Source organism: Vibrio sagamiensis NBRC 104589 (assembly GCF_007990935.1).
Classification (GTDB): domain Bacteria; phylum Pseudomonadota; class Gammaproteobacteria; order Enterobacterales; family Vibrionaceae; genus Vibrio; species Vibrio sagamiensis.
The window spans coordinates 12676-34790 of the sequence record NZ_BJXJ01000028.1 but is presented as its reverse complement, the minus strand read 5'-3'; the positions used below and the strand labels follow the sequence as shown (position 1 = coordinate 34790).

Genomic DNA, 22115 nt, shown 5'->3' with positions numbered 1-22115 from the left:
TCGTTTGAATTTAATTATTTGTTGTCAGTTTAACCTAATCAGACAGGCTTGTGATTGAATTAGTTTCATCTTTGCGGTTATTTTTTGTTCAGTAAATTATTTGAAGATAAAAAAGGGAGCTGCCGCTCCCCAATCAAATCAAGAAAACCTTACAGAATAAAGCTTCCAAATATAAAGCCTAATGCCACCGCTGAGCTAATAGTAGTGACCCCTGGAATGAAGAATGGGTGGTTGAAAACATACTGGCCAATGCGGGTTGAACCTGTATCATCCATTTCAACCGCTGCCAGTAGCGTTGGGTAAGTTGGTAAAACAAACAGCGCGCTGACCGCAGCAAAGGAGGCCACTGCTGTTAATGGAGCTACGCCAATGGCAAGTGCTGCCGGCATTAAAGCGACGGTTGTCGCACCTTGTGAGTAAAGCAACATTGAGGCAAAGAAAAGCACTAAAGCCAGCATCCAAGGATAATCTGCCAATAATGTTCCAGCGACTTCTTTGATGCCATCAACGTGTGCGTTAACGAAAGTGGAGCCTAACCAAGCTACACCAAGTACACAGACACATGCGGTCATACCGGAACGAAACGTGGCCGCTGAAGGAATTTTGTCTGCATCGATTTTACAACACATCACGATAGCAGTCGCGGCGGCTAGCATGATGGTCATGATGGCTTCGTTACGACCAAGAGTAGGGTTCTCTATTAAGCCGATTGAGCCTGAAATAGCGGCGGCATAACACACCACAAACGCGATTGCAGCGAGGAAGATAAAAGTGGCTTTTTTCGCGGTGGGCAAGATTTCGCGTTTAGATTCGGTGTTAAGTTTGATCAGGCCTTTTGCTAAACGCTCTTGATACTCAGGATCATCTTTTAGCTCTGATCCCATATAGTTTGCGACGAACGCACCGATCATACAGGCGATAAAGGTCGTTGGGATACACACGGCAAGTAAGGTGAGATAATCCACTCCGAATGGTGCCAACATCGCCGCAAAGGCGACGACAGCGGCAGAGATAGGAGAGGCTGTTATGGCAATCTGTGAAGCAACGACGGCAATCGAGAGCGGACGAGAAGGCCGAACTCCTTGGCCTTTGGCAACCTCTGCAATGACAGGTAGGGTTGAAAATGCGGTATGTCCAGTACCAGCGAGAAGTGTCATAAGAAAAGTCACGATGGGCGCATAGAAGGTGATTCTGGCAGGGTTACGACGTAAAAAGTCTTCGGCAACTTGAACCATCCAATCGAGACCACCAGCCACTTGCATCGCCGCAATCGCGGTGATAACCGACATAATGATCAAAATAACATCAACCGGAATATAAGATTGACTGGTTGGGACACTCAGAATGAGTGATAATGCAACAACACCCGCACCACCTGCAAAACCAATGCCGATACCGCCAATTCTTGCTCCAATATAAATGAAGAAGAGAACCACAAAGAGTTCGACCATGACCATAGATTATTACCTCTTGAGTTTTAAGATTCTGATTTTTTGAATACTTGAATTTGTAGGCTCTGAGGGATAAAACAAATATTCAGAAAAGTAGACTCACATTGAGAAAATATAAACCACTAAAAATGTAAGGAATTAAGTGTGCGACCTAAAAAAGGGCCCCCTTGGGAGCCCTAAGTTGTGTGCACTTAATCGTAACGTTTTGCTTTGTAGGTTGGGTGCATAAAGTTTTCGACTGATAAGATATCATCGAGTTCTTCTACTGTTAATAAGCCCCGTTCGAGAACGACGTCACGGACGCTCTTGCCGGTTTCTGCGCAAATCTTGCCGACAATATCTCCCTCGTGATGACCAATATACGGATTAAGGTATGTGACGATTCCGATAGAGTTGTAAACGTAGTTCTCACAGATCTCTCGGTTAACGGTAATACCATCGATGCATTTATCACGCAGATTAATACACGCATTGTGAAGAAGAGAGATAGATTCAAAGATGCTTTGTGCGATCACAGGTTCCATAACATTGAGCTGAAGTTGTCCACCCTCTGCTGCGAAAGAGACGGTATTGTCGTTACCGAGTACCTTAAAGCAGACTTGGTTAACGACTTCTGGAATAACAGGGTTAACCTTTGCTGGCATAATCGAAGAGCCAGCTTGCATTTCAGGTAAGTTCAGTTCGTTAAGACCTGCTCTTGGACCTGAAGAAAGCAGACGAAGGTCATTACAAATCTTTGAAAGTTTGACTGCTAGACGCTTAAGTGCGCCGTGTGCCATAACATAAGCACCACAGTCAGAGGTTGCTTCGATCAGATCTTCAGCAGGAACAACGTCCAAGCCTGTTACCTCTGCTAAGTGCTTGACAGCCAAAGCTTGGTAACCGGTTGGCGTATTCAGGCCTGTACCGATAGCGGTCGCACCCAGGTTGATTTCGAGTAGCAGTTTAGACGTATAATCGAGTGCACGAATTTCTTCGTTTAGTGTCACGGCCCAAGCGTGGAACTCCTGACCTACCGTCATTGGCACTGCATCTTGCAGCTGGGTACGTCCCATTTTAAGAACATCTTTAAACTCAGATGCTTTCAGTTCGAAGGCACCTTTTAGATATTCAATTGCTTCCATCAACTGTTGTACGCTGTTGAAAACCGCGATACGAAATCCTGTTGGGTAAGCACAGTTGGTTGACTGGCTTTTATTGACATGATCGTTTGGATTGATGAACTCATATTGGCCTTTTTCTTTGCCCATCAGTTCAAGCGCTACGTTGGCAATCACCTCATTGGTGTTCATATTGACAGAAGTACCAGCTCCACCTTGAAATACATCTGATGGGAACTGGTCCATGCATTTGCCTGTCTCAAGGATAAGATCACATGCCTGAAGAATGTAATCAGCGATGTCTTTAGGGATGGCACCGAGCTCTTTATTTGCTAATGCAGCGGCTTTTTTTGTCATCACCATGCCGCGTACAAACTCAGGGACGTCCGAAATGGTTGTGTTTGATATATTAAAGTTTTCTATCGCACGCAGAGTATGGATGCCATAATAGGCATCTTCTGGAACATGGCGTTGACCTAGAAGGTCTTCTTCGATTCGAGTGGCTTGGTGTGCTGTTTGCGGAGCATTCGATAATGTAGCCATAGCAGGATCCTTAGATGGTAATTCTGGTGTAAATGTTGTTTAGCCATGTCTGCAGTTTAGAGAATCCATTCATCAGAGTCTTTGGCTGGGAAATCCGTCCTGACTTAATGCGGTACATAATACTGCACTTCGCATATAAAAATAGTAAGTGGATCACTTTTCTTGTTTTAAGACCGCAATATTTTGCAATATATAAACAGGATTTATATGGTTAGAGAACCACTTAGGCGAACTCTAAAGTGATTTTGTTGTTGCAATGATCTGAATCATAGTGAGGTTTATTTGAGCCAAATGAAGATTTACTATTAAACTGTACGCAATTGACTTCATTCAAGTGATTTTAATAAAGTTGGACTTATGAGTTAAATTTTTTATTGAGTACAACACCTTGAGATGACATAAATGTATTTAAATAAAGGAGTTGGTGTGTTTCCTATTTTATTATTGGCTTTTATTCTTGTCCCAGTTATTGAAATTGGTTTATTTATTAAAGTGGGTGGCTTTTTAGGCTTTTGGCCAACTATTGGATTGGTACTGGTCACTGCTTTTGTCGGTGCTTCATTAGTTCGTAGTCAAGGTATTCAAACGCTGATATCAGTTCAAGCTCGTATACAGCAAGGCGAATTGCCTGCTCAGCAAATATTCGAAGGGGTATTGTTGGCTGTAGCGGGTGTATTACTTTTAACTCCCGGCTTTTTGACCGATGCTATAGGAATGACGATATTATTACCTGCTCCTAGAGCAATGGTGGCCAAATATTTAATGACTAAAGTTGTGCTTAAGCCAATGGGCGGTGGGGGCTTTCATTCTGGCTACTCAAATCATGGTCCGTCCGATGGCCAATCTAAGCAAGGGAATACATTTGAGGGTGAATATGAATATAAAAAAGATGACAATGACCAAAATAAACTCAATTGACTTTAGTCTCAACTGAGTTTTCAAATGCCCATTAATAGCCCAACCCACTTGGTTGGGCTTTTTTGTATGCGCAGAACGAAGGAGATTTTTTGGGCGAGGTCATAATGGTTTAGACTGCGCCGTTAAAGCCCATTTGTCTCCATGCTTCAAAGGCTATGATCGCGACAGCATTAGATAAATTGAGACTGCGTGCGTCGGGCATCATGGGAATACGAATACGTTGTTCTATTGGTAAGCTATCAATTACTTCTGCGGGTAAGCCGCGCGTTTCAGGGCCAAACATGAGCACATCACCGGGCTGATAGGTAGCGTCCACATGATGACCTGTCGTTTTGGTTGTGCAAGCGAATAGGCGAAAGTTATCTTGTTTTTCTTGCTGTAAGTATTCCAGAAAAGCTTGATAGTTTTTATGGCGTGTCACGCGGGCTAAATCACGATAATCTAACCCAGCTCGGCGAACTCTTTTTTCTTCAAGATCAAAGCCAAGTGGCTCAATTAAATGGAGGTTGGCACCACAATTAGCACACAGGCGAATAATATTACCTGTGTTAGGTGCAATTTCTGGTTCGTATAAAGCAATATCAAACATGGTTTGTCATCGATTGAGTGAAAATAGGTCAGCAGTATATACGCAGTTAGGGCGCCGGGTATAGACGTAACCAGAGTTGAGTTCCGATGACTTTTATTTGCATAACTCTTATCTGAGCAAAGGTAAGGTCACCGTGATTCGCAAGCCACCAAGCGGACTCTTTGAAGCAACAATAGTTCCGCTATGCTGGCGAATGGCACTCTCGGTAATGGTTAAGCCTAACCCTGTGCCTCCAGAGTGTCGGTCTCGGGCGGTTGAAACTCGGTAGAACGGACGGAAAATTGCCTCACGTTCTTGCTCTGGGACGCCCTCACCGTTGTCATCAACCACGATGCTTAGTCGATCGAAAGAATCGGTAATTTCGATCTTTACCTCGTCTTTACCGTAGTAAATAGCGTTACGAATAATATTTTCCACTGCGCTCATTAGCAGCTTTGGGTTCCCGAAGATCGTTCGCTCGGGAAGAGGAGTATAGCTGAGATGTTTGCCTATTTGCTCGGCTTCGAATTGAGCATCTTCAAGGATCTCCTCCCATAAACTGGAAAGAGGTTGTATTTCTCGCGTTAAATGGCTGTCGACTTGGTTGCGCGAGAGAGTCAGTAACTCAGCGATCATTTGCTCAAGGCGCTGAGCTTCGGTATCAATACGAGTGAGTTCAGGGCTCTCCCCTTGTTTACGTGTTGCCAATGCGTTGGCCATACGTAATCGTGTTAATGGTGAGCGTAATTCATGCGAGATATCGGACAGAAGACGTTGCTGACCTGAAATCATTTGGTTGACTGCTTCGACCATTTGGTTAAAGCTTGCTCCTGCCTGACGAAACTCTGTTGTCCCTTTTTCCAAATTAGGGTCGATAATAAACTCACCTCTGGTCACGCTTTGTGCAGCAGCTTCTAATCGACGTGCAGGCTGACTTAGCGCCCAAGCAAGCCATAGTAGTAAAGGGGTGCTGGCAAGCATAATAGCTAATAGGAGTTGTAGAGGGTGATCAAATAAACGCAGCATAAATGGCGGGGGTTCATTCCATTTAAAACCGACATACATAAGCAATTTAGAGCCTGCAAGCGTAATAGGGATCGGGCCTGCAATCATATAGCGGCCATATAATTTTTGGGTTGGGTGATTCAGATCCTCACTGAGCGTGACAAAGTTTTTTAGTGCACGAAGTTTGAACTCTTTGTGCTTAGCTGTACTGAAAATAGTACTTTCATGATCAGCAAAGAACAGACGTGGACGCAATGGATACTTATTACGTCGCGCTCCTTCAATATTGAAGAGAACTTTACCAAGATCACTTTGGCTACGGTATTCTTTTTCTAAATCATTGCGAATCTCCAATAACATGTTGTATTGGGATTGTGGAATATCATGCACTTTTCGAGGATCGAGATGAGGCAATGACAGGACTGCGATGAGGACTAAAAACATAGTTAGCCAAAAAATAGCAAAAATGCGCCCGTATAAGCTGTTGATGTGTGGCAAACTAAAGCGTGACTGGCGCATTAGTCCTCCTCAACAAACAGGTAGCCACGCCCGCGTAAGGTCTTGATGCGTGGTTTACCGTTTTTTTGTTCTGGAAGCTTTTTACGTAAGTTTGAAACGTGCATGTCAACAGCGCGGTCAAAGGCAGCTAGGCGTTTACCAAGAACTTCGAGGCTCAGCTTCTCTTTGGTTAGAACTTGCCCTGGGTGCTGCAAGAAGTGGGTCAGTAGTGCGAACTCGGTGGTTGTTAAGTCGAGTAAGGTTTGTTCAAAGTATGCCTCTTGCTTACCCGGGTATAGTTTGATTTGTTGATATTCAACACAGTCTGATTCTTTGCTGCTCTTTTGATTATTGCTTGTGCGGCGAAGAATGGCACGAATGCGGGCTAACAGCTCGCGATCACTGAATGGTTTTGGCAAATAATCATCAGCGCCAAGCTCTAGGCCTATCACTCGGTCAATTTCTTCACCTTTTGCGGTCAACATGAGTACCGGCGTTTCCCATTGCTCGCGCAGAAGCTTTAGTGTCTCTAACCCATTCAATTTGGGCATCATCACATCAAGTAAGATTAAATCGATGTTCGCATTTAATGCGCTCAATCCAGCTTCACCATCATTAGTTTCTATGACAACAAAGCCTTCAAAACTGAGCACTTCTTTTAGCAAACTAGTGAGCTCTGCATCATCGTCAATCAAGAGAATATTTGCCATTGTTGTATCCATTATAGAGGTTTCTTTTATCTAATATTACATCTTAACTCGGGTGACAAAGGACATCCAAAGTGATTCTTTACGATTCTTTACGCTCTCTATACGCTGCTTTACCTAATAGGCCTTATTCTACACTCAAGCGCTGTGAGAGCAGCTCAGATGAATCACTAACTTGTGTAAGGAATCTAATCATGAAATTGACTAAAAAATTTGTACTAGCGGCGATGGTTCTACCTTTAACCTTGGGTACAGCGAGTGCATTTGCTTCTGTTGGTAAAGCGCATACTGGTGACAAATGCATGAGCCAAGAGCGTGCACTTCTTCAGCAGCTTGACTTAACGGATTCGCAAAAAGAGCAAATCAAAGAATTACGCAAATTTAGCAAGCTAGAAAAGAAGCAAAAGTTTGCTAAATTGGAAGAAAGAAAGGTAGCGCGCTTAACGCACAAAGATAAAGTGCAAGCTCTTGTTTTGGCGGACAACTTTGATAAAGAAGCGGCGACCAAACTTGCTAAAGAAATGGTTGAAAAGCAAACTGAGCGTCGCGTCGCATTGTTAGAGAAAAAGCATAAATTGCTTAGCGTATTAACACCTGCACAAAAAGTGAAATATGCTGAGCTGAAAAAAGCACGTTTACTGGAATGTGCAGAGAAAAAATACATCCGATTAGAAGAAAAGCATCACGACTAACTCACAAATTTAATATTTATTCACACATAAAAAGAGCAGCCTGGCTGCTCTTTTTAATAGGTAAATTCATACTCATGACATGATTATCAAGATATACTCAACGTATGGCTTGAAGTAACTTTTTGATTATGAAACACCAATACGCACGTTTAGTCACAATGGCTGCTTGGACAGCTACGATAGCTGCAACGATTTTATTAATAGTAAAAGTGATCACCTGGTGGATTACGGGTTCAGTAAGCTTGCTGGCATCTCTTATCGATTCAATGTTAGATATTGCAGCCTCAGTTGTTAATCTCGTGGTGGTACGTTATGCTTTGCAACCTGCTGATCGAGAGCACACATTCGGCCATGGCAAAGCTGAATCGCTGGCAGCCCTAGCTCAGGCGATGTTTATCTCAGGCTCTGCAGTCTTCCTTATTCTCAATGGTATTGAACGCTTTTTCCGTCCCGGGGAACTCAATGATCCGGAACTGGGTGTGTATGTCTCAATGTTTGCCATTGTTGTTACTTTTGGGCTCGTCTTGTTTCAAAAGCACGTGGTTCGTGTTACTGGAAGCCAGGCGATTGCGGCTGACTCACTTCACTATCAAACCGACTTGTATATGAATGGGGCGATCATGGTAGCACTGGGTCTCAGTTATTTTGGCGTCACACAAGCGGATGCGGTGTTTGCCGTCGGAATTGGTGTATTTATCCTTTATAGCGCTTTCAAGATGGTGAGAGAAGCGACACAAACATTGTTAGATCGGAAATTGCCTGATGAAGAATTAGCGCAAATTCGTACCACTTGCCTCAGTGTGGAAGGTGTATTGGGTGTTCATCAACTTCGCACCCGTATGTCTGGCCCGACACGATTTATCCAATTGCACTTGGAATTGAACGATAATTTACGACTCATCGAAGCACATCATATTGCCGATAAGGTGGAAGAAGCGCTTTTAGCAAGATTTTCTGACTCCGATATACTAATCCACCAAGATCCAATATCGGTTGTGTTCGGTGCAGAAAAAGAACAAAAAGAGCAAGACTGGTAAGTATTAGACAAGCAGAGTTTGTCGGGACAAATAGCCACTTATTGTCTATCTTTCCATCTTAGTTAATTAAGAATAGAGATCCTGATGTGAATCAACAAAGGGTATGTCGAAACTGTAATACTATTACATAAGTAGAAAATTTACATAAAAAAGTGCGTTTTCATTGGTATTCCTTTAGAGGGAATGTAACATAACGTACAGTTTTGAACTAACTAGGTTGCTTGATAACAAGAAGCCTAAAAATCATACAATTGATTGCCAAAGATCGAGGGTGAACATGATTAAGAAGATTGGTGTTTTAACAAGTGGCGGTGACGCACCTGGTATGAACGCAGCAGTACGCGGTGTCGTTCGTACGGCACTATCTGAGGGATTGGAAGTTTACGGTGTTTACGATGGCTATTTAGGTCTTTATGAAGGTCGCATTGAAAAACTGGATCGTTCAAGCGTTTCTGACGTAATTAACAGAGGCGGTACGTTCCTCGGCTCTGCTCGTTTCCCTGAATTTAAAGAAGAAACCGTTCGTAAAAAAGCGATCGAAAATTTAAAGCAGCATGGCATTGATGCGCTTGTTGTTATTGGTGGTGATGGCTCTTACATGGGGGCGAAAAAGCTAACTGAAATGGGGTACCCATGCATCGGTTTACCTGGCACTATCGACAACGATATCGCAGGTACTGACTATACAATTGGCTACTTGACAGCTTTAAATACAGTGGTTGATGCCATTGACCGCCTGCGTGATACCTCTTCATCTCACCAACGTATTTCTATTGTTGAAATTATGGGCCGCCATTGCGGTGATTTAAGTCTAATGTCAGCAATTGCAGGTGGTTGTGAGTACATCATTACACCTGAAACTGGATTAGATAAAGACAAGTTGATCGGTAACATTCAAGACGGAATTGCGAAAGGCAAAAAACACGCCATTATTGCTCTCACGGAGTTAATGATGGATGCTAACGAATTAGCAAGAGATATTGAAGCGGCAACTGGACGTGAAACTCGTGCGACTGTATTAGGACACATTCAACGTGGTGGACGTCCAACAGCCTTTGATCGAGTGCTTGCTTCTCGCATGGGTAACTATGCTGTTCATCTTTTGATGGATGGCCACGGTGGTCGTTGTGTTGGTATTGTGAAAGAGCAATTGGTTCACCATGATATCATTGATGCGATAGAAAATATGAAACGCCCCGTACGTAGCGATCTTTACCAAGTCGCTGAAGAGCTATTCTAAATAACGGCTACAACTTCAATAAGCTCCGTCAATAGCTATCATCGACGGAGCTTTTTTCATGATTTTACTTTTACTGTTGTATATCGTTTTAAAGACTGGAAGATGATGGTGTCTGGTAATGCGCTTCTATTGTTAAACGTCGCTCTCGCATTACGAACAGATATGCACAAACACCACCCAAAATATTTCCTACCATAATACCAATAAATAATCCTTCAATATCATATAGCTGACTGCCTACCCAAGCTGATGGTAGGTTAAAAATGAATAGGCGCATAAAACTCCATTGAAACGCTCGGAGTGGTTTATGCATCGCATTAAGCCCACTTACTAGCATCATGACGATGCCTTGAAAACCATAACTAATTGGAACCGTAAGTAGGTAATAGCCTAGCAGTCTTTTTACCTCAATATCTTGCGAGAAAAGTGAACTTAGAGGAGGGCTGATAGGTATCATTACTAAGAAAATGCCTAATTGAAACAATATAATAAATCGCATGCACAGGAACCAACCTTCAAAAGCACGCTGTGGATTCTTTGCTCCTAAGTTCTGGGCAATAAATGGAGTTAAGGATGATGTAAGAGACATTAAAACTAATAGTAAAATGGACTCAATACGTTGAGCGGCTCCATAAGCTGCAACAGCGGCTGTTCCATAACTTGAAAGTAGCATCATCAAAATTGCACCTGACAGAGGATTCATAATATTTGAAAAGGCGGCAGGAGTACCTATTTTCAGTGTTTGTAGCCAATCTTGTTTAACCAATGCTATTTGGGGGGGAGCGAGCATATTTTCTCGTTTTGATAGTACATATAAGGAACCACATAATGCTCCTAACCAACTGATAGCACTTGCAATTGCAGCTCCTTGAATACCAAGCTGAGGAAATGGACCGTAGCCGAAAATAAGCAGGGGATCGAGAATACCATTGAGTAACCCTGCCAAAATCATTAATTTGGCAGGCGTAGTTGTGTCTCCTGTTGCTCGAAGCGCGCTGTTACCAGCAATAGGAACGACTAATAAAGGTATAGTCAGAAACCACACATGCATATATTGTTTGATCAATGGGATTGAATCTTCTTTTGCCCCTAGCAGATTAAAAAGTGGCTCAATAGTGAAGAGCCCAATAATAGACACAATAGAAACCAGAGATATGGCAAGTAATAAACCATGACTTGTAAAGCGAGCAGCCTGGGAGGTGTCTCCTTGGCCTAGAATACGAGCAATATTAGCTGATAGACCGGTACCTATTCCCATACTGATGCTATTGACAGCGAAGGTGACCGGAAAGGTATAGCTGATGGCGGCTAGAGCTTTGGTTCCCAGCAATGAAATGAAAAACGTGTCGATTAAGTTGAACATCAAAATAGCGAGCATACCCACACTCATGGGAATGGTCATCTTACGTAAAGTACTCGCGATGGGCGCAGTTAATAAACCATGTTTGTCTTCGCTATGATGAGCGGATGGTTTTTTTTCCAGCATCTTTGATGTCTATTCGGTGGGGTAATAACAAAGGATACAAGAAACTTTCTTTGTGGGCGAGCCAACATTTTATATATTTCCAATCCTTTTCGGCTATTGACGATAGGTTGTCTCTTCCCCACCAACAGCATTACTTGTAGTAAGATCTTGTTATTAAAAATCTTACTGCTACTGTTGATCTTTGCCCTGCCACAAGGAAGAGGAGTACAGTTGTTACTTAGGTTGTATTTAAAGGCTGTTAAGCTTTTGTTCTTTTAACTTAGTCACAAAAAACTTTTACTCTCCCCTTGGGATCAGAGGCTTAACCCCCTATATAGTTATCACAAGGTCTTAAGGGCCTGCTTATCAAATATACATGGAAATTTTCAGGAGAGATGACCAATGAACATTCGTCCATTGCATGACCGAGTTATCGTTGAACGCCAAGAAGTAGAATCCAAATCAGCGGGTGGTATTGTTCTTACTGGTTCGGCGGCAGAGAAATCAACCCGAGGAACAATTTTAGCTGTAGGCAAAGGTCGTATTTTAGAAAACGGCGAAGTACAGCCATTGGATGTTAAAGTGGGTGATACCATTATTTTCTCTGAAAGCTACGGCACAAAAACAGAAAAGATTGATGGTAAAGAAGTTCTAATCATGTCTGAGAATGACATCATGGCTATCGTTGAATAATAGCGACCATTGAGTAATTTTTTGCTCTGATAATAACAAGATTAAGAACAAAATTTAAAAAGGAAATCAAAGATGGCTACTAAAGACGTTAAATTTGGTAATGACGCACGAGTTAAAATGCTAGAAGGTGTTAACGTTCTAGCAGACGCGGTAAAAGTAACACTGGGTCCTAAAGGTCGTAACGTAGTGCTGGACAAATCTTTTGGTGCACCAGTTATTACTAAAGATGGTGTATCTGTCGCGCGTGAAATTGAACTGGAAGATAAATTTCAGAACATGGGCGCACAAATGGTTAAAGAAGTTGCCTCTAAAGCGAATGACGCTGCAGGTGACGGTACCACAACAGCAACGGTTCTTGCTCAAGCGATTGTCAGCGAAGGCCTAAAAGCTGTTGCTGCGGGTATGAATCCAATGGACTTGAAGCGTGGTATCGATAAAGCAGTCGTTGCAGCAGTCGAGCAATTAAAAGAGCTGTCTGTTGAATGTAACGACACCACAGCTATTGCTCAAGTTGGTACAATCTCTGCAAACTCAGATGTGAGTGTTGGCAACATCATTGCTGAGGCGATGGAAAGAGTTGGTCGTGATGGAGTTATCACAGTTGAAGAAGGTCAAGCACTGCAAGATGAGTTAGACGTAGTAGAAGGTATGCAATTCGACCGCGGTTATTTATCCCCTTACTTCATCAATAACCAAGAAGCGGGTTCGGTTGATCTAGAAAATCCATTCATCCTTCTGATTGATAAGAAAGTATCTAACATCCGTGAACTGCTTCCAGCTCTAGAAGCGGTAGCAAAAGCATCTCGTCCACTACTGATCATCGCTGAAGACGTAGAGGGCGAAGCATTAGCAACATTGGTTGTGAACAACATGCGTGGCATCGTTAAAGTAGCGGCAGTGAAAGCTCCTGGTTTCGGTGATCGCCGTAAAGCAATGCTACAAGACATCGCAATCCTAACTGGTGGTGTTGTGATTTCTGAAGAAGTAGGCCTAGAGCTAGAAAAAGTGGCTTTAGAAGACCTAGGTCAAGCGAAGCGCGTTGCAATCACAAAAGAAAACACAACCATTATCGATGGCGTAGGCGAAGAAGGCATGATCCAAGGTCGTGTTGCTCAAATCCGTCAGCAAATCGAAGATGCAACATCAGACTACGATAAAGAGAAACTACAAGAGCGCGTTGCTAAGCTAGCAGGCGGTGTTGCAGTCATCAAAGTTGGTGCAGCAACTGAAGTTGAAATGAAAGAGAAGAAAGACCGCGTAGAAGATGCACTTCACGCGACTCGCGCAGCGGTTGAAGAAGGCGTTGTTGCAGGTGGTGGTGTTGCTCTTATCCGTGCGGCGGCTAAGATTGCTGAACTGCAAGGTGACAATGAAGAGCAAAACGTTGGTATTCGCGTTGCTCTACGTGCAATGGAAGCGCCAATTCGTCAAATCACCACCAACGCGGGTGATGAAGAATCAGTCGTTGCGAACAACGTGAGAGCTGGTGAAGGTTCTTACGGCTACAACGCAGCAACAGGCGAATACGGCGACATGCTAGAGATGGGTATCCTAGACCCAACAAAAGTAACACGTTCTGCTCTACAGTTTGCCGCGTCTATTGCAGGTCTTATGATCACAACAGAAGCAATGGTAACAGACCTACCACAAAAAGACGGCCCAGCAATGCCTGATATGGGTGGCATGGGCGGTATGGGTGGCATGGGCGGTATGATGTAATCATTCTGTCTGTGTTGTCTAAACCAGATTAAATGAAAGCCGAGGATTGCTCCTCGGCTTTTTTGTTTCTCAATATTTTGTAACTTTGTTAGTCGTGGAGACTATTTGGTTAATCGCCGTGATGATTTACGCTGGAGAATTTTTTGGTGCACGCCTCGGCGCAATGCTTTGATGCGACTCTCTGCTTTATCTACCCCAAGTAAAACGATAAGGGCTAACACTGTAATGACGATGGATTGAGTCAGGTAGCCTAAACCAATCATCAAACCGATGCCTGCGAGTACCCAAATGACCGCAGCGGAAGTCACGCCATGGATCTTTCCATCTTGCGTCATCATCACTCCAGCGCCTAAGAAACCGACACCAGTAATAATTTGGCCCAGAACTCGTGCTTGATCCAACGTATTTGGGGATAAGGACACCGCCATGGACATAAATAAATAGGTTCCAGAGATAACCAAGATTGAGGTTCGGATTCCGACGGGTTTGCCACGAGTCTGTCGCTCAATACCGATCATTAAACCATTAATGGCACAGCAAAGTAGAGCGGCCCAGTTAAAGGGCCCGAGATCGAAAATGTATTCAAAAGTTATTGGCATTTTATCCTCCTAATTAGCGGAGTATGCACATAGAAATTCGCACAAGCGAACAAAAGCTTTTACTCGTGACGATAACTTTTATACGTCGTCGTGGTTACTCTAGATGCAGATCCAAGGGGGTTTTACTTGGGCGTCCGCCGATTTCTCGGGTCAGCTTAGGTACTAAGTAACCTGAAACGCGGGTAATCACACCTTGTATAATGGCTCTGGCTTTGTCATCGGAGATATAGTAGTGCGCTGCTCCTTGAACTTTATCCAAGACATGTAAGTAGTATGGCAGAATTCCAGCATCAAAAAGGGCTTCACTGAGCGCAACTTGCGTATCGATACTGTCATTTACCCCTTTTAACAGCACACTTTGATTCAACAAGGTAATGCCTGCTTGTCTCAGTTTGAGCATTTTCTGGCAAAATTCTGTATTGATTTCATTTGCATGGTTAATGTGAGTGACCATAATCACTTGTAGTGGTGAGTCGGCGAGCATCTTACATAGAGCATCCGTCACACGGGCAGGGATGACAACAGGTAAGCGGCTATGAATGCGTAAGCGCTTAATATGAGGAATGTGACTAATTTGTTCGATCAGCCACTCAAGCTCTTGATCTTTCGCCATCAAAGGATCGCCGCCGGAAAAAATGATCTCGTTGATCTCCGGCTGTTGCTTAATATATTCAAGACTGTTCGCCCAAGCTTGCTTACCGCTTTTGTTGTCTTGATAAGGGAAATGACGTCGAAAGCAGTAACGACAATTAACCGCACAGCCACCTTTGACGATCATCAGAGCACGATTTCGGTATTTATGCAGCAACCCAGGAGTCGAATTATCTTGTTCTTCTAGGGGATCTTGAGAGAAACCATCATGGACTTCAAACTCTTCACTTAGAGGTAATACCTGACGTAAAAGAGGATCGTATGGATTGCCTTTTTCCATTCTATCGATAAAACTTTGTGGGACACGCTGTGCAAATAGGCGACGTGCAGCAAACCCGTCCTGCCATGGAGAAGGATTAATTTCCAAATACTCCAGTAGTTTTGCGGGGTCAGAGATCCCATTCGATAACTGTTTGAGCCAGTTTTGCTCAACAGATTCGACTTTTCGGGTTATTATATGCGGCATTGAATTAGCTCTAAGAATGTAAAGAGGAAAAAATGGCTACAGTTAGCACCAATGAATTTAAAGGCGGCCTTAAGTTAATGCTTGATAACGAGCCTTGTGTCATCCTGGAAAATGAATACGTTAAGCCAGGTAAAGGTCAAGCATTCAACCGCGTTAAAATTCGTAAGCTTCTTTCTGGTAAAGTGCTAGAGAAAACCTTCAAGTCTGGTGACACTTGTGAAGTGGCAGACGTGATGGATATCGACCTAGATTATCTCTATTCAGATGGCGAATTCTACCACTTTATGAATAATGAGACGTTTGAGCAAATTGCTGCAGACGCAAAAGCGGTAGGTGATAACGCCAAGTGGTTAGTAGAGAACAACACTTGTATGATCACTTTGTGGAATGGTAACCCAATTACGGTTACGCCACCAAACTTCGTTGAGCTGGAAGTTATTGAAACAGATCCAGGCCTTAAAGGTGACACTCAAGGTACGGGTGGTAAACCTGCAACTTTGTCAACAGGTGCTGTTGTTCGAGTTCCACTATTTATCGCTATCGGTGAAGTGATCAAAGTCGATACACGTTCAGCTGAATACGTAGGTCGTGTAAAGTAATTACTTGATTCCATTTACAAAGGTCGCTTAAGCGGCCTTTTTTTATGCCTGCCAAATATTAATGATATAAAAGTAACAAAATGTTTCGGTAAAACCTTAGTTATTTTATGAATCTTTCGACTATTTCTTAACAATGCACTCTGATACATTAATTTTGTGGCTAGGGGAGGATAGCTATCACCATGACTTAAAAGCAATTATTTAAGTTCAGAGGAGATAATAATGTATGACAGAAACTTAGGAAGGGATCTAAAAATGGATGAACGGCGCCAGACATTACGAAGGGCACTTAAGGTTGCTTTGGTTGGTGTACCACTATTGGTATTAGGGTTGACGATCAATAGCTCGATTTTGATGACAGATGCTGGTTATAGCTATGTGCATCAGAATAATATGACTGGTGAATTAGATGTATTTACAGAGCCAGGTATTCATTTCCGAATGCCGTTTTTGTCTAAAATATCTAAGTATGATCAAGTGATTACCGTTTCATTTGGTAATAATACAGGCGAAGACTTTTATCAGCGTTTGAATCCTATTCAGGTGCGTTTTGCTGATACATACATTGGTCAAATTCCAGTGACGTTTCGATTTAAACTAAGCAATGATCCCGAAGCATTGAAAAAAATGCATAAAGAGTTCCGCAATAACAGCAACCTCATTGATGCGTTGTTAGTCAAAAATGCTCGTAACGTCACGGTGATTACCGCAACGCAATATACTGGGGAAGAATTTTTCCAAGGCGGTCTTAACCAGTTTAAATCTAAACTAGGGGATCAGCTCCGGGAAGGTATTTACCTTACTGAACGTCGACAAGTAGAGGTGGAAGAATTGGACTTAGCTCCGGTTGGTGTTAATCAAAGTAATGCGAATCAATTACAACGTACTAATCAACTGGTGTGGAAAACAGTTCCTATTGCAGACAAGGTGGGGCAGCCTATACGTCAAGATAATCCGTTGCAACAATATGGAATTCAAGTTACTCAGGTAACCATTGGTGATCCGCAACCGGAAAAGCAACTGGATAAATTATTGGCGGATAAGAAGCGTTTAGTGGCCGACCGTATTCGTGCGATTCAAGAGCAGGAAACGTCAAAAGCACAGGCAGAAACCGAGCAACTACGTAAAGAGATTCAACGAACTCGTGAAGTTCAGGATGCTCAACGTCGTAAAGAATTAGCCATTATTGCTCAGCAAAAAGAAGTTGAAGTTGCTCGTCAAATCGCGGAACGTGAAATTGTTGAAGTTGAAAAAACGAAACGCCTAGCGGAAGTTGAAAAAGAGAAAGAACTGGCTATTGCAGAAGCGAACCTTGCGATTCAAAAAGCGAATTCATTATCGGCAGAATTTGAAGCAAAAGCGATTCTGGAAACCGGGCGAGCAGAAGCAGAGGTTCTGAAAGCGAAATACGCCGCTTTAGGTGCAAATCATGAAGTTTACTTAGCTGAGCTGAACCGGGATGTAGCTAAGTCGTTGTACAGCAACTTGAAAAACTTCAAAGTGCAAATGCCGCAAAACTACATTGGTGGAGGCGATTCGGCTGGCCTTAAAACAAACCTAGATGTCATTACTGGCTTTGGTGCTCTGGGTTTAATGGACCAAACCAAAAAGGTCACCCAGCAATAAGAACATAGGTAGTCAAAAGCTTTAAAAGTAAAAAGATCATAGGTGACCAAAAGCTAAAAAATTAAAAAGAACATCGATGGTCAAATGCAAATTAAGCAAAAAGTACATAGGTGGCTGAAAGCTTAACAAGCGATGTATTTATTCTAAGAAAAGCAGTGAGTGGTAACTAAGAGAAAAGAGGCTGATATGGATTATCAGCCTCTTTGTTTATTCACTCGGACCCTAACAGCAGTATTAATATTTGCACTTTCTCTCAACCTTGAGTGATGAATCGGCAGAATGTACTGTTAATAGCAAAACTATAGCTATAGTGAGACAGATGGTAATTGAGCAAGGAAGCCTTATGTCTAAAGTAGAACAACATCACACGTTGGATGATTTTGTCGAATATCCACCACAACAAATGCTCGATAGAGCAGAAGCAAATTTGCACTTACTTCAACGGCGCCACTCGATTCGGAGTTTTTCCGATCGTCCTGTTGCTAAAGAGGTTATTGAACACTGCATTCGCGCTGCAGGAACGGCGCCTAGTGGTGCTAATCATCAACCTTGGCATTTTGTTGCCATTAATCAGGCAGAAATGAAAACTCAGATTCGCCAAGCAGCTGAAGATTTAGAAAGTACCTTTTATCAAGGGAGAGCGGGGCAAGAGTGGTTGGATGCACTAAAACCACTGGGAACTCATGCCAGCAAGCCTTATCTCGAAAAGGCCCCATGGCTTATCGCAGTCTTCTCACAAAAGAAAGGCGGCATAGAGAACAACGGTGAGCAAACCAATTACTATGTGCATGAATCGGTTGGAATCGCGACGGGTTTTTTGTTGCAGGCTTTGCATAACGCTGGGTTGGGGACGTTGACTCATACGCCTAAGCCGATGAGTTTTTTAAGTAAAATTTGTGGTCGGGATAATGACGTGGATCGCCCTTATATGCTGATTGTGACAGGTTACCCGGAAGACGATGCAACGATTCCTGAGCATGCCTTGCGCAAGAAGCCTCTTGAAGAAATCGCGACTTTTATAGAGTAATCAGCCACCCACAAAGAGTCACTGCGCTGAAAATAAGTGATAAAAAAGCTGGCAGGTGCCAGCTTTTTAGGATTTGCTTGGTTTAAATCATCAACACAAAGATAACAGCAAGCACAGAGATGAGCGCTGCGAACGCATAGCAGGCGATTTTACCAACCACACCAGTGTGCAGCTTTAGATCGTGCATACCGTGATGAAGACGGTGCATGGCATGCCACATTGGCAGAGCCAAAGTGGCGATGATAAACAGGCCTCCGATAAAGCTCGTGGCAAATTCGACAACTCGCTCGTAGCTAAGCGCTTGTTGATCAATCACCCCCATCGGAACCAAAAGGCCTAACACCAAAATGGTAATTGGGGTAAACATGGCAAACCACGTGCCCCCAGCTCCGAATAAGCTCCACCAGATAGGCTCATCAGAACGTTTTGGTGTTCTATTGATAGTGTAATTTGGTTTCATGAGTCAGCTCCTTACATCACAATGAGAACAATCAGTGAGATAAAGGCAACGGCTGCCCACTGAATAAGAACAATGATTTTCTTGTCTATCGGTTTTCCGTTTAAACGGATAGGCATCACTTGTGGCATCATATTAAAGAAGGTGTGAGCATGAAAAAGGCTACCCAGTAAAGCGACAACATTGATCGCCATAACGATAGGGTTCGCCATGAACTCTAACCAACTTTGCCAAGCTTGTGGCCCTTTTACTAACGCGCCTAAGCCCACCGTTAGGAAGAGAGTAAATAAGATAAGTGGCAATACCGTTGCTTCTCGTAACATATAAAAGCGGTAGAATGGATTATTTTGCCACCAAGTACGTTTTACTTCTCGGATGTAAGGCTTTCTGTTACTCATTACTTTGCCTCCACTTTATGAGGTGAACCATCAGGTTTAAGCATCGCGATAACAAAATCCATCGAAGAGGCGATCTTACCTTGGTTCACTGCCGCTGCAGGATCCACATTCTTTGGACAAACGTCAGAGCAATAGCCTACGAATGTACAACCCCAAGCACCATTTTCGCCATTAATTAACCCCATGCGTTCATCTTTGCCGTTATCGCGACTGTCTAAATTGTAGCGATGTGCCAGAGTCAAAGCTGCAGGTCCAATAAATTCAGGATTTAGACTAAATTGAGGGCAGGCGGCGTAACACAAACCACAATTGATACAAGCGGCAAACTGCTTATATTTGGCCATTTGTGCAGGTGTTTGCAGGTTGGTGCCATCTTCCTGTTTACGATCGTTACCGATGATGTAAGGCTTGATCGCTTCTAAACGTTCAATGAATGGCGTCATGTCGACAATCAAATCTTTCTCGATAGGGAAATTGGCTAATGGCTCGATCGTAATACCGTCTGGGTAATCGCGAAGAAAGCTTTTACATGCGAGCTTAGGTACGTTGTTGACCATGATGCCACACGAGCCGCAAATCGCCATTCGACAAGACCAGCGATATGACAGCTGTTTATCGAGGTTGTCTTTGATGTAACCAAGAGCATCAAGAACGGACATAGTGTCATCAAACGGCACATCGTAGCTTTGGATGTAAGGCTGCGTATCTTTTTCAGGGTCGTAACGCAGAATATCGACTTTTTGAATGCGGTTAGCGGGCATTATGCTTGCTCCTCTGCATGTGGAGTTACGGCCTCAGTTTGTGTTGTTTGCTTTTGTGTGGCGGTTTGCTCTTGTGCGGCGGCTTTCTCCGCTGCTTCACCATACAAACGTGCTTTTGGCTGAGATTTAGTGATGGTGACATCGCTGTATTCTATGCTCGGCGAGGCATCGGCTTGGAAGAAGGCGAGAGAGTGCTTGAGGAAGTTTTGATCATCACGCTCTGTGCAGCCATCATCAAGACGTTGGTGTGCGCCACGAGATTCTTTGCGCAAAATTGCCGAATGCACCATGGCTTCAGCCACTTCAAGACCATAACCAACCTCGATGGCGTATAGCAGGTCGGTGTTAAAGACCTTGCCTTTGTCTTGAATTCGGATACGTTTGTAACGAGCTTTAAGTTCGGCCAGTTTATCGATGGTTGCTTGCATCAAATCTTGTTGACGATAAATGCCACAGCCGGCTTCCATGGTATGCCCCATTTCTGTGCGAATATCTGCCCAGTTTTCATCACCTTCTTGGCCCATTAGCGCTGCAATACGTTGCTCAACAGCCTTGACTTGAGTCGCAATTGAATGGTCATTCCACCCGCTGAATTCAGCGGCATGTTTGACGGCTTGTTCACCAGCAACACGACCGAATACGACGAACTCAGCGAGAGAGTTGGACCCCAGACGGTTAGCTCCATGTAACCCGACAGAGGCGCATTCACCTACGGCGAACAGACCTTTAATACGCGTCTCACATTGTGCGTTGGTTTCAATACCGCCCATGGTGTAATGCACGGTTGGGCGAATTGGAATTGGCTCTTTGGCTGGATCGACATTGACATAGGCTTTGGCGAGTTCACAAATAAAGGGTAAGCGTTCTTGCAAATATTCCTCTCCGAGGTGACGAAGATCAAGGTGTACGACATCCCCAAGAGGATGTTTGATGGTGTTACCTTTTTGCTGTTCATGCCAGAATGCTTGAGATACTTTATCGCGTGGCCCCAACTCCATGTACTTGTTTTTTGGCTCTCCAATGGGGGTCTCTGGCCCCATGCCGTAGTCTTGCAGATAGCGATAACCATTTTTATTAATGATGATCCCACCTTCACCGCGACAGCCTTCGGTCATGAGAATACCTGTTCCAGGTAGGCCAGTCGGGTGGTACTGAACAAACTCCATATCACGTAATGGTACTCCATGACGATAAGCCATCGCCATCCCATCGCCGGTAACAATGCCACCATTGGTATTACAGTGATAGACTCGTCCAGCCCCACCTGTTGCAAGGACTACAGACTTGGCTTTGATCGTCACAAGTTCACCTTCTGACATATGGATGGCAATGAGCCCTTGTGCTTGACCCTTATCCACCAATAAATCAATCACAAAGTATTCATCAAAGCGTTTGATATTGCTGTACTTCACCGATGTTTGGAACAAGGTGTGCAGCATATGGAAGCCTGTTTTATCGGCCGCGAACCAAGTACGTTCAACCTTCATACCACCAAAGCGACGCACGTTGACTTCGCCATTATCTTTACGGCTCCACGGACAGCCCCATTGCTCCATCTGGATCATTTCACGGGTTGCATTTTCTACAAAATATTCCACAACATCCTGTTCACATAGCCAGTCACCACCGCCGACAGTATCGTTAAAGTGGTTATCTAAACTATCTTCATCCTTGATAACTGCTGCCGAACCACCTTCTGCTGCAACTGTATGGGAACGCATAGGGTAAACTTTAGAAATCAAAGCGACTTCTAAGTCAGGGTTTGCTTCAGCTGCTGCAATGGCAGTACGAAGGCCAGCGCCGCCTGCGCCGATGACTGCGATATCTGTGATGATCGTTTGCACAGTTATCCTCCAGTTGGTGATGCGGAAAATCCGCTTGTTATTGTGAACATG

At 43.6% G+C, this 22115-nt stretch carries 21 protein-coding genes; 9 read left to right on the top strand and 12 right to left on the bottom strand.

From position 1 onward, the window contains the following. Positions 1-149: 149 nt before the first annotated feature. Positions 150-1457, bottom strand: a complete 1308-nt coding sequence (locus VSA01S_RS13775) for an anaerobic C4-dicarboxylate transporter (protein WP_039979424.1) — start codon at positions 1455-1457, stop codon at positions 150-152. Between the two features lie 185 nt (positions 1458-1642). Beyond that, on the bottom strand, positions 1643-3094 hold the full coding sequence (aspA, locus tag VSA01S_RS13770) for an aspartate ammonia-lyase (RefSeq protein ID WP_039979425.1): 1452 nt from the start codon (positions 3092-3094) through the stop codon (positions 1643-1645). Between the two features lie 426 nt (positions 3095-3520). On the opposite strand from aspA, the gene VSA01S_RS13765 reads away from it, so the two are divergent. After that, positions 3521-4012, top strand: a complete 492-nt coding sequence (locus VSA01S_RS13765) for an FxsA family protein (protein WP_039979426.1) — start codon at positions 3521-3523, stop codon at positions 4010-4012. Between the two features lie 109 nt (positions 4013-4121). Here VSA01S_RS13765 and trmL read toward each other — a convergent pair whose 3' ends face one another. The 3 genes from trmL to VSA01S_RS13750 form a co-directional block, all read right to left on the bottom strand. Next, on the bottom strand, positions 4122-4601 hold the full coding sequence (gene trmL / locus VSA01S_RS13760; protein WP_039979427.1) for a tRNA (uridine(34)/cytosine(34)/5-carboxymethylaminomethyluridine(34)-2'-O)-methyltransferase TrmL: 480 nt from the start codon (positions 4599-4601) through the stop codon (positions 4122-4124). Positions 4602-4709: 108 nt separating this feature from the next. Further along, positions 4710-6104 (bottom strand): envelope stress sensor histidine kinase CpxA, encoded by a 1395-nt coding sequence (cpxA, locus tag VSA01S_RS13755; RefSeq protein WP_039979428.1) that lies wholly within the window; start codon positions 6102-6104, stop codon positions 4710-4712. Further along, positions 6104-6793, bottom strand: coding sequence for a response regulator (locus VSA01S_RS13750; protein WP_039979459.1), 690 nt, complete (start codon positions 6791-6793; stop codon positions 6104-6106). Before VSA01S_RS13750 ends, cpxA begins: the two co-directional genes overlap by 1 nt. 191 nt (positions 6794-6984) lie before the next feature. On the opposite strand from VSA01S_RS13750, the gene VSA01S_RS13745 reads away from it, so the two are divergent. From VSA01S_RS13745 to pfkA, 3 genes are all read left to right on the top strand, one after another. Continuing rightward, complete coding sequence (locus tag VSA01S_RS13745) at positions 6985-7482, top strand: CpxP family protein (protein WP_039979429.1); 498 nt, start codon at positions 6985-6987, stop codon at positions 7480-7482. Positions 7483-7610: 128 nt separating this feature from the next. Continuing rightward, entirely contained in the window at positions 7611-8519 is a 909-nt protein-coding gene (gene fieF / locus VSA01S_RS13740) for a CDF family cation-efflux transporter FieF (protein ID WP_039979431.1), read from the top strand. Positions 8520-8796: 277 nt separating this feature from the next. Continuing rightward, positions 8797-9759, top strand: coding sequence for a 6-phosphofructokinase (gene pfkA, locus VSA01S_RS13735; protein WP_039979432.1), 963 nt, complete (start codon positions 8797-8799; stop codon positions 9757-9759). An 88-nt stretch (positions 9760-9847) separates the two neighbouring features. Here pfkA and VSA01S_RS13730 read toward each other — a convergent pair whose 3' ends face one another. Then, positions 9848-11245 (bottom strand): MATE family efflux transporter, encoded by a 1398-nt coding sequence (locus tag VSA01S_RS13730; RefSeq protein WP_039979433.1) that lies wholly within the window; start codon positions 11243-11245, stop codon positions 9848-9850. A 381-nt stretch (positions 11246-11626) separates the two neighbouring features. Here VSA01S_RS13730 and VSA01S_RS13725 point away from each other — a divergent pair, with 381 nt between their 5' ends. Together VSA01S_RS13725 and groL are read left to right on the top strand one after the other, a co-directional pair. Continuing rightward, positions 11627-11917, top strand: a complete 291-nt coding sequence (locus VSA01S_RS13725) for a co-chaperone GroES (protein WP_039979434.1) — start codon at positions 11627-11629, stop codon at positions 11915-11917. 72 nt (positions 11918-11989) lie between these two features. Next, positions 11990-13636, top strand: coding sequence for a chaperonin GroEL (groL, locus tag VSA01S_RS13720; protein ID WP_039979435.1), 1647 nt, complete (start codon positions 11990-11992; stop codon positions 13634-13636). A gap of 101 nt (positions 13637-13737) precedes the next feature. Here the strand turns inward: groL and VSA01S_RS13715 are convergent, their stop codons facing one another. Together VSA01S_RS13715 and epmB are read right to left on the bottom strand one after the other, a co-directional pair. After that, a complete protein-coding gene (locus VSA01S_RS13715) occupies positions 13738-14235 on the bottom strand; it encodes an MgtC/SapB family protein (protein ID WP_021710549.1) in 498 nt (165 codons plus the stop codon). Between the two features lie 94 nt (positions 14236-14329). Next, positions 14330-15352, bottom strand: coding sequence for an EF-P beta-lysylation protein EpmB (epmB, locus tag VSA01S_RS13710; protein ID WP_039979436.1), 1023 nt, complete (start codon positions 15350-15352; stop codon positions 14330-14332). A gap of 32 nt (positions 15353-15384) precedes the next feature. Between epmB and efp the strand changes: the two genes are divergently transcribed. From efp to VSA01S_RS13695, 3 genes are all read left to right on the top strand, one after another. Next, complete coding sequence (gene efp, locus VSA01S_RS13705) at positions 15385-15951, top strand: elongation factor P (protein WP_039979437.1); 567 nt, start codon at positions 15385-15387, stop codon at positions 15949-15951. 222 nt (positions 15952-16173) lie between these two features. After that, positions 16174-17577, top strand: a complete 1404-nt coding sequence (locus VSA01S_RS13700; RefSeq protein WP_039979438.1) for an SPFH domain-containing protein — start codon at positions 16174-16176, stop codon at positions 17575-17577. Between the two features lie 343 nt (positions 17578-17920). Continuing rightward, the gene (locus tag VSA01S_RS13695; protein WP_039979439.1) at positions 17921-18604 is read left to right on the top strand and encodes a nitroreductase family protein; all 684 of its coding nucleotides are present in this window, start codon (positions 17921-17923) and stop codon (positions 18602-18604) included. 82 nt (positions 18605-18686) lie between these two features. On the opposite strand, the gene frdD is transcribed toward VSA01S_RS13695, so the two are convergent. Genes frdD through frdA form a run of 4 tightly spaced genes read right to left on the bottom strand, consistent with a single transcriptional unit; the run spans position 18687 to position 22064 of the window. Beyond that, entirely contained in the window at positions 18687-19064 is a 378-nt protein-coding gene (frdD, locus tag VSA01S_RS13690; RefSeq protein WP_021710544.1) for a fumarate reductase subunit FrdD, read from the bottom strand. Between the two features lie 11 nt (positions 19065-19075). After that, entirely contained in the window at positions 19076-19459 is a 384-nt protein-coding gene (gene frdC / locus VSA01S_RS13685) for a fumarate reductase subunit FrdC (RefSeq protein WP_039979440.1), read from the bottom strand. Then, on the bottom strand, positions 19459-20220 hold the full coding sequence (locus tag VSA01S_RS13680; RefSeq protein WP_039979441.1) for a succinate dehydrogenase/fumarate reductase iron-sulfur subunit: 762 nt from the start codon (positions 20218-20220) through the stop codon (positions 19459-19461). The genes frdC and VSA01S_RS13680 overlap by 1 nt, the downstream gene beginning before the upstream one ends. Then, entirely contained in the window at positions 20220-22064 is a 1845-nt protein-coding gene (gene frdA, locus VSA01S_RS13675; protein ID WP_039979442.1) for a fumarate reductase (quinol) flavoprotein subunit, read from the bottom strand. Before frdA ends, VSA01S_RS13680 begins: the two co-directional genes overlap by 1 nt. Positions 22065-22115: the final 51 nt, after the last annotated feature.